Origin of the sequence: Bradyrhizobium sp. (assembly GCF_035484855.1) — a bacterium.
Taxonomy (GTDB): Bacteria; Pseudomonadota; Alphaproteobacteria; order Rhizobiales; family Xanthobacteraceae; genus Bradyrhizobium.
Genome location: NZ_DATHOP010000144.1, coordinates 37,872 through 52,795, shown reverse-complemented (window position 1 = coordinate 52,795; position 14,924 = coordinate 37,872). Strand labels below are relative to the sequence as shown.

General features: G+C 62.7%; 12 protein-coding genes. 3 read left to right on the top strand and 9 right to left on the bottom strand.

Features of this window, described 5'->3' with window-relative positions; translation table 11 throughout:
* From VK804_RS16210 to VK804_RS16195, 4 genes are all read right to left on the bottom strand, one after another.
* Positions 1-459: cupin domain-containing protein (locus VK804_RS16210; RefSeq protein WP_325371984.1), on the bottom strand; the 459-nt coding region annotated here is incomplete at its 3' end.
* Between the two features lie 125 nt (positions 460-584).
* Positions 585-2,090: a hypothetical protein gene (locus tag VK804_RS16205; RefSeq protein ID WP_325371982.1), complete on the bottom strand. Its 1,506-nt coding sequence runs from the start codon at positions 2,088-2,090 to the stop codon at positions 585-587.
* 133 nt (positions 2,091-2,223) lie between these two features.
* A complete protein-coding gene (locus tag VK804_RS16200) occupies positions 2,224-2,985 on the bottom strand; it encodes a methyltransferase domain-containing protein (protein ID WP_325371980.1) in 762 nt (253 codons plus the stop codon).
* The gene (locus VK804_RS16195; RefSeq protein WP_325371978.1) at positions 2,982-3,953 is read right to left on the bottom strand and encodes a glycosyltransferase family 2 protein; all 972 of its coding nucleotides are present in this window, start codon (positions 3,951-3,953) and stop codon (positions 2,982-2,984) included. The genes VK804_RS16200 and VK804_RS16195 overlap by 4 nt, the downstream gene beginning before the upstream one ends.
* 144 nt (positions 3,954-4,097) lie before the next feature.
* Between VK804_RS16195 and VK804_RS16190 the strand changes: the two genes are divergently transcribed.
* Positions 4,098-4,874: a methyltransferase domain-containing protein gene (locus VK804_RS16190; RefSeq protein WP_325371976.1), complete on the top strand. Its 777-nt coding sequence runs from the start codon at positions 4,098-4,100 to the stop codon at positions 4,872-4,874.
* A 40-nt stretch (positions 4,875-4,914) separates the two neighbouring features.
* On the opposite strand, the gene VK804_RS16185 is transcribed toward VK804_RS16190, so the two are convergent.
* The 5 genes from VK804_RS16185 to VK804_RS16165 all read right to left on the bottom strand — a co-directional run bounded on the left by VK804_RS16185 (position 4,915) and on the right by VK804_RS16165 (position 11,602).
* Positions 4,915-5,739, bottom strand: a complete 825-nt coding sequence (locus tag VK804_RS16185) for a WecB/TagA/CpsF family glycosyltransferase (protein WP_325371974.1) — start codon at positions 5,737-5,739, stop codon at positions 4,915-4,917.
* Entirely contained in the window at positions 5,732-8,011 is a 2,280-nt protein-coding gene (locus tag VK804_RS16180; RefSeq protein WP_325371972.1) for an exopolysaccharide transport family protein, read from the bottom strand. Before VK804_RS16180 ends, VK804_RS16185 begins: the two co-directional genes overlap by 8 nt.
* A gap of 361 nt (positions 8,012-8,372) precedes the next feature.
* Positions 8,373-9,203 carry a class I SAM-dependent methyltransferase gene (locus tag VK804_RS16175; protein WP_325371970.1) on the bottom strand — a complete coding sequence of 277 codons (831 nt, stop codon included), beginning with the start codon at positions 9,201-9,203 and terminating at the stop codon, positions 8,373-8,375.
* A 6-nt stretch (positions 9,204-9,209) separates the two neighbouring features.
* Positions 9,210-10,652 (bottom strand): lipopolysaccharide biosynthesis protein, encoded by a 1,443-nt coding sequence (locus VK804_RS16170; protein WP_325371968.1) that lies wholly within the window; start codon positions 10,650-10,652, stop codon positions 9,210-9,212.
* Entirely contained in the window at positions 10,646-11,602 is a 957-nt protein-coding gene (locus VK804_RS16165; RefSeq protein ID WP_325371966.1) for a DUF6492 family protein, read from the bottom strand. The genes VK804_RS16170 and VK804_RS16165 overlap by 7 nt, the downstream gene beginning before the upstream one ends.
* Before the next feature lie 386 nt (positions 11,603-11,988).
* Between VK804_RS16165 and VK804_RS16160 the strand changes: the two genes are divergently transcribed.
* Both VK804_RS16160 and VK804_RS16155 read left to right on the top strand, forming a co-directional pair.
* The gene (locus VK804_RS16160; protein ID WP_325371964.1) at positions 11,989-13,887 is read left to right on the top strand and encodes an acyltransferase family protein; all 1,899 of its coding nucleotides are present in this window, start codon (positions 11,989-11,991) and stop codon (positions 13,885-13,887) included.
* A complete protein-coding gene (locus VK804_RS16155) occupies positions 13,874-14,875 on the top strand; it encodes a hypothetical protein (RefSeq protein WP_325371962.1) in 1,002 nt (333 codons plus the stop codon). Before VK804_RS16160 ends, VK804_RS16155 begins: the two co-directional genes overlap by 14 nt.
* The last annotated feature ends 49 nt before the right edge of the window (positions 14,876-14,924 follow it).

Genomic DNA, 14,924 nt, shown 5'->3' with positions numbered 1-14,924 from the left:
GACTTCGGTCGCGGTCGCGGGTCCTTCGCCCATGATCAGCAACACGGCGTCTTCATCCTTCGCGCCGTCCCAATGCACCTGTTTGCCGAAATGCGTGACGAAGCTGCCCGCCGGCATCGCCGTCGTGCCGTGCTCGGGATCGAATTTCGGGCCGGTGCCGACCCACCAGGTGCCCTGCAGCACGACAATGTAACGGTCGTTGGGATGGAAATGCGGCCGGCTGAAATGATTGCCCTTGGTCCACTTGTTGTAGACCATGTAGAAGCCGGGCTTGGTCGGATCGCCGACGACGACAGCGCTCTGCGCGCCCGCGGCATTGACCGGGCCCCAGGGAATTTGATCCGGCAGCTTGTAGGCGACTGCGGCGGGATTGAGTTCGGCCGCCGAACTGATGCTCAACATGCCGGCGAGAGACAGGGGCATCACGAGGTATCGCCAGAACCGGTGGGTGGCTTTCATGGGGTTCCTCCGCTGCGTTTAGCTGATTGTCGCTCGATGCTAGCCGGTCTGCTTCCTACGGTGCAAGATACGCCGGCGCATGGCATGGCGGGCGAGGGCGCGCATATCGCGCAGCGTGTCTGGTGTCATGGGGTCTTCACCTGAAATCCCGAGCAGGCGGCATCGGGAGTCCCATTGATGCCGATGCTGACGCAGCCCTCCGGGTGATGGGCGAGGCCATCCCGCAAGGGGGTGAAGCCGTGGCCGCCGGCCTGCTCCAGATCGGACAATTCCTGCTGCAGACCGTCGTAGAGTTTTCCTTCCGATTTTTCTTCCGGATGAAGACGGACCGAGATGCGATTTCGGGCTCCCAGCGCAGGCAAATAGATCGACAGCGAAAACACCGGCTCATAGGCGCCGGGACCATAGGCTTCGAGGATGATGGGGCTGTCCGGTGACTTCTCCGCGGTGCCGAGTGCACGCTGCAGTTCGCCGTAGAACGCGTTGGTCATTTCAATATTGGTCCGGACGGCGGCAGCCAGCGCCTTTCCGTTATCCGGATAGCCGACGCCGAACGCGAGTCCCAGCGCAAGCAGAAATGCCGCGGCCAATTGTGCGTAGCTGACGGCTCCTTCCGAAAGGAAGCCGCGTGCCAGATAAAAGACGTAGCAGGTCGAAATGCAAAGACTGGACGGCACCAGCAGCATGGCCGGGAAATCGTAACGCGTGTTCAGCGGGAAATTCGAACGATAGAGCGCCGATTGCGCGGCATACATCGCGATCATAAAGCCGTATGCCAGGATCACGATTCCGGAAGCTGTCAGCCAGCCCGCGAGCGGCCGCGCCGAGAGCTTCAACAGCGTGGCATAAAACAGGATCGGCGCTACGCATATCCACCAAGTCTGCCTGACCGCGAAGTACACGCCCTTGGCGGCAAACACCAGCACCGACCAGGCCTGCACGGAATTGGCATAGTAGTCCGCGCCGCTGACGCGCACCTCCTTTGCGACGACCGCGACGATGCCGCAAGCGGAAGCGGACACGGTCAGCATCAGAATGGCGACGACGGACGGTGTAAGCCGCTTTGCAATGCCTGCCAACAGCAATGCCGCGACAGTGCCGCCGGCGAAGGGCAGGAACGTCTCCTTCATGCCGATCAGCGCGATGGTGGCGAACGTAAGGGCGACCGCGCTGACGATTCTGGCCCGGGAGCCGCTAGAAAAGAAAAGGAAATAGCCGGCAAACAACATGAGGCCGACGCAAGCAGCGCCATAGGCCTCCGAGGTCCCCAAGCGCGACCAGATGCCGGCCCATAGCGGAAGCAGCGCAATGCAGATGGTCAGGACGCCGCCGAGCCAAATGCCGACGAACCGCCGCATGAACCACCAGATCGAGCCGAGGAATAGGGCGAAGCCGAAAGTCCGCGCCAGGTACCAGAGATGGACGTTGGTGCCCCAAAGCGAGGTCTCGATCAGTTTGACCGTGTAGTAGCCCGGACGGAAACGTCCCTGCAGGGACCCGACCTCGGTTTTCGCCAGCAGCGTGCTCCAGATATCGGTCAGCGGAAGGTGAAGGCCGGGTCCAAGAAAATGGAAAATCTCGTGATCGTCGATCAGGCCCCAATTGGCCTGGTAAATCTGCCGCCCGATCAAAATAAATGAAATGGCGCCTGACAGGCACGCGATCAGGAGAAGATTCAGAGACTCACCACGTGGAAAGAGCCATCGTTCCAATCTCCTCATGCAGGCGGTCCAGTGGTGCTGAAATGGAATTCGGCGTCGGAAGTCAGACCGTCGACCGCCGCTTGTGCGCGCGGTTCAAGCGCCGATAGTTCCACTTCGACAAGCGCGTCACGGCGGTGTTCGGCAATAGCCGCAATATCGATTTCCGGGCATGCCATCCAATGTCGCCGATCTCCTGCAACTGTCCCGGCTCGACCCGCGTACGCGCGACCGCCTCCGGCAGCGAGGCGCGAGCGCGCGCGTTTGCATAAAGCACGGTGTTGAAACGGTACCAGGGCTCGACGCTCTTGTCGGCGCGAAAAACCGGCCGAACCACGTCGTAGGCCTCAAAGCCCTTGGCTTCGAAAATGGCCTGCCAGAATGACGGGGGTTTTTCGTTGATGTGGTTTTCACCGCCCTGGCCGGGTGTCGCCGCGGAGAAAAGCACCAGGTCGGCATGTGCGGCCAGCGAAGAAATAAACGTCTCCGAGCACGAACGCGGCAGGTGCTCGGCGACTTCGAGGCAGGCGACGAGATCATAACGCCGTCCCAGATCGAATTTTTGCGATAGGTCGACGGCGGTGAAATCCTGCGCCGGAATCAGCAGCGATTGCCGGCGGACATAGGGGCCATCGACGCCTTGCGCGATCCCGACGCCGGCGTTCTTCCATTCGCGCAGCCAGCCGCCGCGTCCGCATCCGACATCCAGGATGGAATTCACGCCGAGCAGGGGGACGAGAAATCCACTGAATTTCCTGGCCGAGATGATCGAGCCGCGTTCGATATATTCAAAAAACTCGTCGGTATATTCGTGCAGGTCGGTCATTGCGTGGTACCGCGTTCGATGGCGTCGATGATGAATAACGGTCGATTTTTCGTGCTCAGATAGATTCGCCCGACATATTCCCCGATGACGCTCAGCGCAATCAGCTGGAACAGCGAGACCACGATGATCGAGATCATGATGCTGGTCCATCCGGGCACGACCTCGAGAGAGGCCCAGGCATAGATCGAATAGATCGCAACGCCGATCAGCGCAAGCAGCAGTCCGAAAGCGGCGAGCGAGGAGAACCTGAGCAGGGCCATCGAGAAGCCGAGAAAGGCGTCCGCGGCGAAGCGGATCATCTTCGAAAGCGGGTATTTCGTCGAACCCGCGTAACGCTGCTGCCGGTCGTACGGAAACGGAATCTGCTTGAATCCGACGGAGGCGATCATTCCGCGAATGAAGCGATCGCGCTCGGGCATTTGCGCGACGATGTCGGATATTCGCCGCGACATCAGCCGGAAGTCTCCTGCGTCGACCGGGATCAGGATATCCGTTGAAATTTCAAGCAGCCGGTAGAACAGACTGGCCGTGGTGGTCTTGAACCAGCTGTCCCCGGCGCGGCTCCTGCGCTGGCCGTAGACGACGTCGGCCCGGCTCTCCCGCATGGCCTCGAGCATGGCGCCGAGCAATTCGGGCGGATCCTGCAGATCCGCGTCGAGCACGAAAACCACCCGTCCGCGGACCGCCGCCAGCCCGGCGGTAAGCGCAACCTGATGGCCGTAATTGCGCGATAGCTTGATCGCGACGACGTTCGCACGATGCGCGATTTCGGCAGTGATCGCGGCCCAGGTACCGTCGGTCGACCCGTCATCGACCAGGATCAGTTCGTATCCCTCGCCGACCGCGGAGAGCGCGCTTCCACAGCAGCGGCGAACCAGTTCCTTTATTCCCGTTTCCTCGTTGAAGCATGGAACAACAATCGATAGCGGCAATATATCCGTCGGTTGTTGCTGGTCGTTCTGTTGCATGATCGCTTCACGTAAACCCGTTCGGTGCGCTTGTGCGGCGCACTTAAGCCTCATCGAGATCGGGATTCAACCGGAAACTGGCGGTGCGCTCATTTGAGTTTACGAAACCCCTCGCTTGCCCCTATTCTCCGGCGGCCATGAAGGATGACGGCGCGTCGGAGAGAACAATTGAATCTTTCGATAGATCATGCCGACGGCAGCACCGAATTCAGCGGCGACGAATTCGACGAGGCTTACCCTCCGGGTTACGAGCTTCACTACTGGCACCGCGCTCGCAGCGGAATTATCAGGGACCTCGTCCGCGCGTTTTGCAGCAAGGGTGACACGATCCTCGAGATCGGGGCGGCACGAGGTCATTACGTTCGCTTGCTGCGCGCCGATGGTTTCGACGCCTATGGCTGCGATACCGGACACCCCAAGGTGCATGAGGAGGTGCGCGGCTTCGTCTTCGGTCAAACCGAATTCGCGGATTTGACAGCCGCCTTGCGCGAGCGGGTGAGCGCCGTTCTGCTGCTCGATGTGATCGAACACGTCGAGCGGCCGTGCGACTTGATTGCTGCGCTGTTCCGGGCGCTGCCGGCTGTTCGCTCGCTCATCATCACGGTGCCGGCGCGCCAGGAGCTATGGTCGAACTATGACGAGCATTTTCGTCATTTCCTTCGCTACGACATCGGTCAGCTGCGCGAGGTAGCCCGAAAATCCCGGCTTTCGATACATGCCTGGGGCTATTTCTTTCACGCGCTTTACCTGCCGGCGTGGCTGTTGAAGCGGGCCGGACTGGACAGGCCGACTGTTTTTGCCGCGCCGAAGAATCCCCGGCTGCACAAATGGCTCGGTTATCTGTTCTGGCTCGAAAGCAAACTGGTTCCGAAAGGCTTTTACGGCACGTCGCTGGTGTGCGTATGCAAGCCGGCGAGTTGAGCCGCGCGGCGCCGTCGCGCGCCGCGGAGCGTCGCTCGTGTCAGCCGCGCGGCGCGCCTTCGTCGCCTGAAGGCCGGCTCTTGTTGAACAGCAGATAGAGCGCGCGCGGGTTGGTGGTGAAGTAGCGCCAGAACAATCGGCGCGGTTCGAGCCAGATTCGCCAGGCCCATTCCAGGCCGATCTTTTGCATCCATCGCGGCGCGCGGGGCCGGCTGCCCGACAGGAAGTTGAACAATCCGCCCGACGTCTTGATGACGCCGACATTGGCAAGCTGCGGCGTGAATTGATCGACGAAGGCCTGCTCATAGGGAACGCCGAGCGCCACCCACAGATAATCCGGCGCCAGCGCGTTGATCTCGTCGACCTTTTGCCGCAGCGCCTCGGCCCGCAGATAGCCGTGCGAGTGTCCGACGATGCGCAAGCCCGGATACATTCGCCTGACGTTGGCGACAGCAGTGGCGTTTTCGGCTTCATCGGCACCGAACATGTAGAACGTCAGCCCCGCTGCCTGCGCCTTGCGGGCGACGACATGAAACAGGTCGGTGGTCGCGACCCGTTCCGGTAGCGGCGTCTTGGATTTCAATCGCGACACGGTGACCAGCGGCTGTCCGTCGGCGTTGATGAGGTCGGCGGCGCGAAACAGCCGCCCGGTCATCGGCTCGGTCGAACAGCGTGCCAGCACCTCGCCATTGGCGGATGTCAGATAGAGCGGCCGGCCGAGCCGCCGTTGCGGAAACACCATTTCGATCATGAAATTTGCGGTCTGCTCGATATCGAGCACGGCAAGCCGCAAGCCCCCCAGCGAGATCCTGGGAATGCCGGATGTGGCGGCCCTGCCGAGCGAATTGGTGCGGCGCTCAAGCATATTGTTTGTCTCGCGGGCGGTTGACGGAAGCGGATTTGAGTTCGTTGAGGACGACGCCGACCAGCTTGCGCTCCGCGCCGTCGAGCCCGGCGATGATGTCTTCCATGCGGTCGTTGATATCGAGATCGACCGGCAGGATCGCGATCAGGCCGTCGGCGACATCGAGCAGCTTGCGGTCGGCAGCGGCTGAGGGCATTGCCGGGCCGTCGAGGATCACCAGATCGTAGCCGCCGGCGGAACGCGCCTGCGCGATCGCCCTGGAGATCGCGTCGGCGGCCTTGGTGGGCGCAGCCTTGACCGCGGGCAGGATCGAGATGCCGTTGACGGTCTTGATCGCGCGCGAAGCCTTGGTGCCGATGCTGAGCCAGCCGAGGCGGGCGGGTTCGCGCTTGCCGAGACGGTTGATCTTGCTCGAAAGCGCGTGGCTTGCGTAATCGGCATCGATCATCAGCACGCTGGCGCCGTCGCGCGCGGCCGCAAGCGCCACGTTCAGCGCGGCGATGCTGCGATCCCGGCCCTCTGCCGCGCCGATTACCGCCAGCACCGGGATCGTCCCGGCAGGCAAACGCTTCGCCAGCGTCGAGCGCATGTCGCGCATGGTGTTGAGGAAGCTCATCAGCGGCAAGCCCGCGCGCAGCGTCGGCCAGCCCATTCGCGTGACATCGGGGACCCCGCCAATGGCCAGGATTCCGCCCAGGGTTCGCATCACGTCGGCTTCCTGCAGGCGTGCGATCAAGGGCTTTTCGATGGCCGCGGCGCGCGCCGGCGGCGGCGGCGGAATTTCGCTCGGCGGTTTCGCCGGCGGCGCCGGGGTTTGTGGCCTGGCGCCGGCCGGCCGCGGCTCCGCCGTGCCGGCTGACAGCCGGTCGGCCGCGACAGCCCAGCCGGAAGCGGCGAGCGCGCCGAGGGCGAAGCCGAGCATCGCCAAAAGGCTCATCGCCGGCGGGAAGGTGCGCCGCTGCGGCACGGTGGCTTCGCCGATGATCCGCGCGCTTGAGGTGTTGAGGCTCTCCTGCTCCTCGGTTTCGCGCGAGCGCTTGAGGAATGATTGATAGACGTCGCGGCTGGCGTCGACTTCGCGTTCCAGCTCGCGCAGCCGCACCGAGGCCTGGCTGAGCTCGACGCTCTGCCGTTTCTGCGCATCGAGTGCCTTGTTCAGCGATTCTTCGTAATCGCGCGCGCGGGCCAAGTCGTTCTTCGCCGACTGCACGAAGCGGTCGACCTCTTCATTGATATTACGGCGCAGATCCTCGACCTGCTTTTCCATCTGGCGCAGCGAGGGATGCAGCGGCCCCAATTCGCTGGCGAGCTCCGCGTAGCGCTTGCGGGCCTCGGCATACTGCGCGCGCAGATTGGCGATGGTCGGAGACTGCAGCGCTTCCGGAAGCGCGCCGGCATCGGTCGCGGCGCGACGGCTGGCCTCGATCTGGTCGTATTTGGCCTGCGCGTCGAGTGTCAGGGCATGTGCAGCGGCGAGCCGCTGGTTGCTCGTCGACAGCTGCTGGTCGCTGATCAGTGTGTCCTGGGTGCCGACGAAGTTGTTCTGCGCCTTGTAGGTGGCAAGTGTATTCTCGGCGTCGCGCAGCCGTACCTGCAGTTCCTTGAGCCGGCCCGAAAGATCGGTGGTGGCGCGCCGCGCGGCGGTGGCCTGCGACGTCTTTGATTCCGCGAGATAGGCGGCGGAGACCGCATTGGCGAGCATGGCGGCCTTGGCCGGATCATAGGACCAGACCTCGACGTCGACGATGAAGCTGCGATCGGTCTTCCTGACGTTGATGTGCCGATTCAACGCCTCCAGCGTGGGCGTCTGGCTCAGCGTCGAATCGCCACTCGGCCGGATGGCGAGACCAAACAGGCCAAGCAGCGACGCCATCAGGCTCCTGGATTCGCCGCCGAACTCCGGATCCTTGTCGATGCTGGCGTCCCGGATCACGCGCAGCAGCACGCTGTTCGAGGTGATCAGGCGCGCCTGGCTTTCGACCACCATGGCGAGGCCGGAAAGATCCTGGGTGCGCGGCGTGAGTTCGCGATCGACCAGCTGCAATTCGCGGGGGTCGACGTAAAGCTGGGCGGTCGCGGAATATTTCGGCGTCAGGCTCTTGCCGACCGCTACCGCGGCGCAGGCGCAGATCAGGGCGGCGGATGCGATCGCGACCTTTCGCCGCCACAACAGGCGAACGAGTTCCAGCACGCTGAAGCCCGCGGGGCTTCGCGGCTGGGCCTTGCGCTCGTCCGGCCGAGGACGGCTTATGGGTTGATCATAGGCAAACATCGGCCCCAGCTTCCGTTCGAACTGCAGCACGCATCGGCTGAGGGGTCACTCTTCGGGTTACGCCACGCGCACGCGCCTTCGGCGCGGAACCAACGCAACAGGAAAAATTAACCATACTCATTGAGGGACTATTCACCGAAATGGCAAAAAAAGCGTTTAAGCGGCTGCGCATGACGACGCCTCGGTCATGTCCAAAACGGGCATTTGCACGCCGGCAAGCGCTCCCGAAGCCGCGATAAGTTAACGTTCCGTTATTGATTGGCGTCCTTGCGAACGTGATCTGGTCGCGGCCGCCGCGCAGAGCCGCCGCCGGCCGATGGCCGACGATCGCTTTGGCTATCGATTGCACCGCGTTCATCGTTCAGCGCTTTCGCAGGATCACGTGATAGTCGCCGCGCCGCACGTCGACCTTCCCCGGCAGAACAAAGTTCATCACGGCAGCGGCGGCATCGAGTAGCGCCGCCAGCGCCGGTTTGCGCAGCCGCATCTCAGGGAAGCGCGGGCTCTCATATTCGTTCCAGTAGATCGCTTCGAGCCCATGGGTGCTTGCGAAGGTCTCGAGATTGGAAAGCGTCACCAGCGGGTGGAAGAATGTCGGGAACGGCGCGTGGCCGGGCTTGCCGGCGTTCCCGTCGCCGCGCACATGGCGGTAGAACCAGACATGGAACCAGTGCGGCGTGTATTTGGTGACGACGCCGGACAGCGATCTCGGGTTGGGCGCGCCGATCAGCATCAGCCCGCCCGGCTTCAGCGACTCGCAAAAGCCCTCCAGCGCCGCGCCGACATCGGCGAGGTGCTCGATGACGTTGTAGCAGATGACGAGGTCGAAGCTGCCGGGAGCGAAACGATAGCTTTGGACGTCGCCGAGGATCGTCTCCTGCGCATAGTCGTTGTTTCGGATCTGGTCTTCGTCGATGTCGACCACCGTGACATGGGCGCGGCGCAACACGTCGAGCGGCAGGAAGCTGGTCGAGCCGCCGCCGGCTTCATAGACCGCAAGCCTGGTCGGCGGCAGTTCCTTGCCGAGGATGCCATGGACGGCGAACAGGCTTTCGCGCGCCTCGCCCGCGGGCAGTTCGAGCAGCGACTGCGGATGCTCGGCCGGCGCTTCGCCGGGCATCAGCACGCGCGCATCGCCGTTCATATCGACGGCAGCCGTGGAAGCAAGATCGATCGTCATCGTTTTATTCACAGCTCTCTATCCGATGTTGATGTTTGCAAGCTTGGTCTTGAACAACGCCAGACCGAATTTCAGGCGGCCACGTGCGCGTGAGATGTCGAGCAGCCAGCACATCGCCACGTAGCTGGCCAAGCCGGTGCCGGCCAGGACGACGCATGCCGTCAGATCCGAAACATGCAGGCTGCGATCGAGGGTTCCGACCGCAAGCGCCATGACCAGGCCTGCGATCATGACCAGCGCGAGCCGGCCGAGAGGGAATGGAACGCGAAACGCCCAGCGGCTAAGCATCAGCGCACAGGCAAATCCGATGATGTCGGCGCCGAGCCGGGCCCAGGCCGCGCCGATGGTGCCGTGGTGGCTGACCAGCACATAGGACAGGATCACATTGGCCGCGATGATCGAGGCGGTGTTGATCAGATAGAGCGAATTGCGTCCCGACAGCAGGAAGCTCGCATGCAGGTATTGCTGGGTCAGGACCTGGAAGATCACGGCGACGGCGACGATCGGCATCGCCTGTGCGGCGACCTCCCGGAAGTCGGCGCCGAGAATGACATTGGCGACGTGCGGTGAAATGACCGCAAAGCCGAGACAAGCCGGCAGCGTAATGCCGAGCAACAACTCCACGCATTCGGCGAGATGCAAGCGCACCGCTGCATTGCCCTGCCTGGCATGGATCTGCACGGCGAGCGGAAAGAACGCCGCTGCCGCGCTCATCGCCGGTATCATCAGGGTCTGCCGCACCAGGTCGAGGCCTGCGACATACTTCCCGGCCTCCGCGGCGCCGACGAGACCAGCGATCACGAACCGGTCGGTGACGCTGGAGACGGCGAGCAGGGTGAGCGACAGCGTCAAGGGCAGGCCCTGTCTCGCCACCGCGGCAAGGCCGGTGCGATCGAATTTGACGATCGTTCCCCGCCAGGCCGCGCGCGACTGCACCAACACGGCCAGCAGATAGGCTGATGCCGACGACAGCAGCAGCAGCAATCCGGTCGGGCTGAGCAGGGCCACGACGGCGCCAAGGCAAAGCAGCGAAATCGCGCGGACCAGCGCGCCTTTCATCACTGTCAGCGCCATCATCCGCGCCCGAACCAGATCCTGGGTGAGCTCGAACAGGCCGATCGCGACCGAAAGCACGACGGCGGCCAGTGCCGCGGTAGCGTCCAGCCCGAGCAAGCGTCCCAATCCGTAAGCAAGCGGCGCGGCGAGGCAGCAGACGACATAGCCCGAAATCACGAGGCCACGAACGTCGGTGCCGTCGTTCTTCGCGTGCCCGCTCAGGATCAGGTTGCGAAACCAGCCGACCAGGAAAACACTGATGACGGACGCAAACCCAATGCCGAGCAGATAGGTGCCGTAGTCGTGCGGCGAGAACAGCCGCGTGAAGACGAACACGCTCAACAGTCCCAAGCCTGCGGAGAGGATATTGGCGGAGAGATAGATGCTGGCTTGCCCAATCAGCATAGCGCCGCAAGCCCCGCGGTTTCTCTGGAGCAAATAAAGCACGCGCGGCCGACGGCGATCTCCTCGATCGCGGCCCGGATCGTCGCCACCGGAGTCCCGGAGAACGACGCCACCGAGAAAGCGACGTCATCCTTGTTCGCGCCGCCAAGCAGCTGGTTCAATTCACCGCGGCTGAGCTTTTCCGGATCCCAATAGCTGACGCAGGGCGTGCTGGAGGCCAGCGCGTGCCGCCCGAAAAATCTGGCATCGTTCTGCACAAAATAGCCGTACAGCATGTATTCCGAGAATCCGTGGGTCCGGCACAATGCTTCGACCCAGTCGCGCCCGGTGGCGGCCTCGATCCGCTCCGTCATCGCGCGCGTCGTCTGCTGATCCCAGAAAATGATGTGTCCGATGAAGTCGGACGCCGGAAGCGGCGGCATCGGCAAACCGAGCAGCCGATGGCTGGTCTCGACCCAGTGCGAATGGCGGGCGAGGTCGGACGTGACCTCGTTGGGGATGGTCAGGAGCGGAATTGGATTCGGATGCTGGAAGCGCGACAGGTCGAAATCCCTGAAGAACACGACGTCGGAATCCAGGATGCAGTATCGCTGATGTGGCAACGCGATGGTCGCCGCGATCTTCAGGAATTGCTGCACGTGCCAGCCGCTGACCGGCTTGGTTCGAAACGACCACCAATAGTGCCGCCGCTTGCGTTGTACGAAGCGAGGCAACGGCCGCAGCCAGGTGGGGAGAAATTGGGACGCGGGCAATACGCTCCTGTGCTGGCTTTCGAAGCGCGCAAACAGCGGCAGGTCGCAATCGGGTACCAGCAGATAATGCTTCGAAAACCCACTGAGGTGACGATCGACGCTTTCGCAGAGCAGGGTGCACAGCTCCAGATCGCGTCCGTAGGTTGGGGTTAACAGCGCCAGCGAATTCATCTTGTGGGTCTCGTCAGACAGTCGCATCAGGCCGTCCACCGCGGACGGACTCGTTCTTGCGGAGGCAATGAGCAAGATCGGTGCCGGATGGGTCCACTTCACGCGGGCGCGTATTCGATTGGTTAATTCGCTTCCCCGGTAACCATGCCGGTTGTTGATGCAGCGGCAGCGCGCGATGTTGGACCGGTTATTGCAGTGTCGGCACACAATCACGAGACGTCAGATAGCGTGAACATGACCATGCAAGCCTGTTGCCGGCACGATTTGCTCGCGGACTGCGCTATGTCCGCGCGACCCCGCTTTTTTGGCACAGTTCGGCTGTCCGCACTGTCCGCTTTTGCAACGGCGCGGACCGCCCCGGCCGCCGCAAGGTTAATGTCGGGACGACCGCCGTCTGGGGCGAGGTCTGATCGATGAGATATCGTGCCGACATCGACGGCCTGCGCGCGCTGGCCGTGGTCCCCGTGCTGCTCTATCACACCAGCGTCCCCGGCTTCCCGGGGGGCTTCGTCGGTGTGGATATCTTCTTCGTCATCTCGGGTTATCTGATCTGCGGCATGATCGACGGAGACATCCGCAACGGGTCGTTCTCGCTTTCGAATTTCTACAAGCGCCGCGCCTTGCGGATCCTGCCGGCGCTGTTCGTGATGTTCCTGGTCACCAGCGTTCTCGCTTATTTCTACTGCCTGCCGGTCGAGCTTGAAGACTATGCGAAGAGTCTTGCGAGCGCGGTAGGCTCGATTTCCAACGTCTATTTCGCCGGCACCGCCGGCTATTTCGATGCGCCGGCCGAGACCAAGCCGCTGCTGCACACCTGGTCGCTCGGCGTGGAGGAGCAGTTCTATCTGATCGTGCCGCTTTTGATGCTGCTGGCCTGGCGGATGATGCCAAAGCGCGCCGGGCTGCTGTTTGCCGGCGCCGCCGTGCTGTCCTTTGCGGCGGCCTTTGCGGTCAGCTATCGAAACGAGACCTTTGTGTTCTATCTCACGCCGTTTCGCGCATGGGAGCTCGCGCTCGGCGCGTTGCTGTCGATCGGGTTCATTCCGGCGCCGCAGAGCAATTTTGTCAAGAATGCGTGCGGCGCGACCGGTATGCTGCTTTTGCTCGGCGCCATCCTGCTGGGGTCGTCGACCGCGCCGCTATTGCTGATGACCTCGCTTGCCGGCATCGGCGCCGCGTTGGTGATCGCGTCCAGCGAGCGCGGGCCTTCGGCAGTGGGAAGATTGCTGTCGTTGCGGCCTTTGGGGTTTATCGGGCTGATATCCTATTCGCTCTATCTCTGGCATTGGCCGCTGATTGTCTTTCAGAGGACCGATGCCATGCTTGTTCCGGGCACCTCGGGAGCGACGGCGAAGCTCGTGCTGATCGCAGCTTCCATCGGCGTTGCGTGGCTGTCGTGGAAATTCGTCGAAATCCCGTTCCGCTCGAAGGCGAAGGATGTCTCCACGGCCGCCGTCTTCAGCTTCGCTTCGACCGCGATGATCTCGGTCGCGGCACTTTGCGGCCTGGTATTGGTCGAGGACGGGGCGCCGTTTCGCTTTCCGGATCGCGTGGTCGCGATCGCCGCCTATCTCGGCTACGATCCGTCGGCGGCATTCCGCTCGGAACACTGTTATCTCTCGACCAACCGGCAGCGGCTCGATGTCGAACGGTGCATGACACCGGATCTGACGCGGCCGAACTATCTTCTGGTCGGCGATAGCCACGCGGCGCATCTGTGGTTCGGCCTGTCGTCCGCCATGCCGGAGGTGAATATCATGCAGGCGACCGCCAGCGCCTGCCGGCCGGCCGTCGTACCGGTCTCGCTGCTCGATACGCGCGCCTGTCCGCGGCTGATGGGTTACGTCTTCAACGATTTTCTCTTGAACAACAGGGTCGACAAGGTTCTGCTCGCCGCCTCCTGGAAGGACGAGGACATTCCGGTTCTGTCCCAGACCATCGAGACCTTGAAGGCGAGGGGCCTCGACGTCACCGTGCTCGGACCGATCGTCGAATATGACAGCGCGCTGCCGCGGCTTCTGGCCGACGAAATCCTGCGCAAGAACCCTTCCATTGCGAGCGCGACGCGAACGCCAGGAATCCGCGAGCGTGACCGCGCGATGCGCGGGATCGTCATGGCCTTGGGCGCCAGCTATCTGTCGGTCTACGATGCGGTGTGCCGCGCCGGCCATTGCGAGGAATTCGCCCAAGGCGACGTTCCCATGCAGTTCGACGCCGGCCATCTCACCGCGGAGGGCTCGGTCGAAGTGGGCCGAAAACTGTCGGCCTTCTTTGTCGGGAAGCTCGCGAGGGCGGATTATGTTCCGAACTGACCGTGCAGCAGAGGGTAGGGGCGGCGGCCGGTGGATCGCCACGCGACTCGTCGTGCTGGCGTCTCTGCTGCTGGCCGGACTCCTCGCAGCCTACGGACAGACCACCGTCGCATCGCGCGACGCCTCGAATTCCTCGAAGCTCGCCGGTGCGTTCGTGAATTGGGGGCCGGTCGGCCGTGAACGCATGCTGCAGGCCTGGGAAGCCTGGCTCAATCAGGCGCCGTCATCCGTAGTCGGCGTGGATTTCTACGCAGAGACGACCTGGGAGGATTTTCACAAATTGAGCTGGGTGCCGGGTATCTGGAAGAAGCTCAATCCGGAGCGTAATGTGGTCTGGTCGGTTCCGTTGACGGTGAAGGGGACGCCACTGGCTGAAGTCGCCAACGGCCTGCATGACGCCGAGTTCGAGACAGCCGCTGCCGCGATCGCGGAAGCGCAGCCAAGGGCCATCATTCGCCTCGGTTGGGAGATGAATCTGGGCACCATGGCCTGGTTTGCCGGGGATCATGAGGCCGATTACATCAAGGCGTTCCGGCGCGTCGTCGAAATCTTCAGGCGGCATTCGAACGGCTTCAAATACGACTGGTGCCCGGGCTGGGGCCCGCAGGACAGTGCTGCCGATCGCGCCTATCCCGGCGACGACGTCGTCGATTACATCGGCCTCGACGTCTACGATTTCAAATATGACGGTTCGGTCGAGCAGCGATGGGACAACTTCTATCTGAACGCGCCCTTCGGCCTGCAATGGCACGGGGATTTTGCCGCTCGCCACGGCAAGGCCATGAGCTACCCCGAATGGGGGGTCGGCAACTTCGGCGACAATCCCTTCTTCATCCAGCAGATGCACGACTGGTTCGTGAAGAACAAGGACAGCATCGCCTATGCCGCCTATTTCGACGTCGACGGGTTGTGGCCGACGCAGATCGACAACGGCCAGTTTCCCCAATCGCAGGCCCTCTTCAGAAAGCTATTCCGCCGAGCGTCCTGAACCTCGCCTTTTGCGGACCGAATCTTAACGACGGTTAACTTTCTCCCGT

Coding starts and splice junctions, on each gene's coding strand:
- VK804_RS16200 (WP_325371980.1), bottom strand. CDS start 2,985: ATGACCGACCTGCACGAATATACCGACGAGTTTTTTGAATATATCGAA.
- VK804_RS16195 (WP_325371978.1), bottom strand. CDS start 3,953: ATGCAACAGAACGACCAGCAACAACCGACGGATATATTGCCGCTATCG.
- VK804_RS16190 (WP_325371976.1), top strand. CDS start 4,098: ATGACGGCGCGTCGGAGAGAACAATTGAATCTTTCGATAGATCATGCC.
- VK804_RS16185 (WP_325371974.1), bottom strand. CDS start 5,739: ATGCTTGAGCGCCGCACCAATTCGCTCGGCAGGGCCGCCACATCCGGC.
- VK804_RS16180 (WP_325371972.1), bottom strand. CDS start 8,011: ATGTTTGCCTATGATCAACCCATAAGCCGTCCTCGGCCGGACGAGCGC.
- VK804_RS16170 (WP_325371968.1), bottom strand. CDS start 10,652: ATGCTGATTGGGCAAGCCAGCATCTATCTCTCCGCCAATATCCTCTCC.
- VK804_RS16165 (WP_325371966.1), bottom strand. CDS start 11,602: ATGCGACTGTCTGACGAGACCCACAAGATGAATTCGCTGGCGCTGTTA.
- VK804_RS16160 (WP_325371964.1), top strand. CDS start 11,989: ATGAGATATCGTGCCGACATCGACGGCCTGCGCGCGCTGGCCGTGGTC.
- VK804_RS16155 (WP_325371962.1), top strand. CDS start 13,874: ATGTTCCGAACTGACCGTGCAGCAGAGGGTAGGGGCGGCGGCCGGTGG.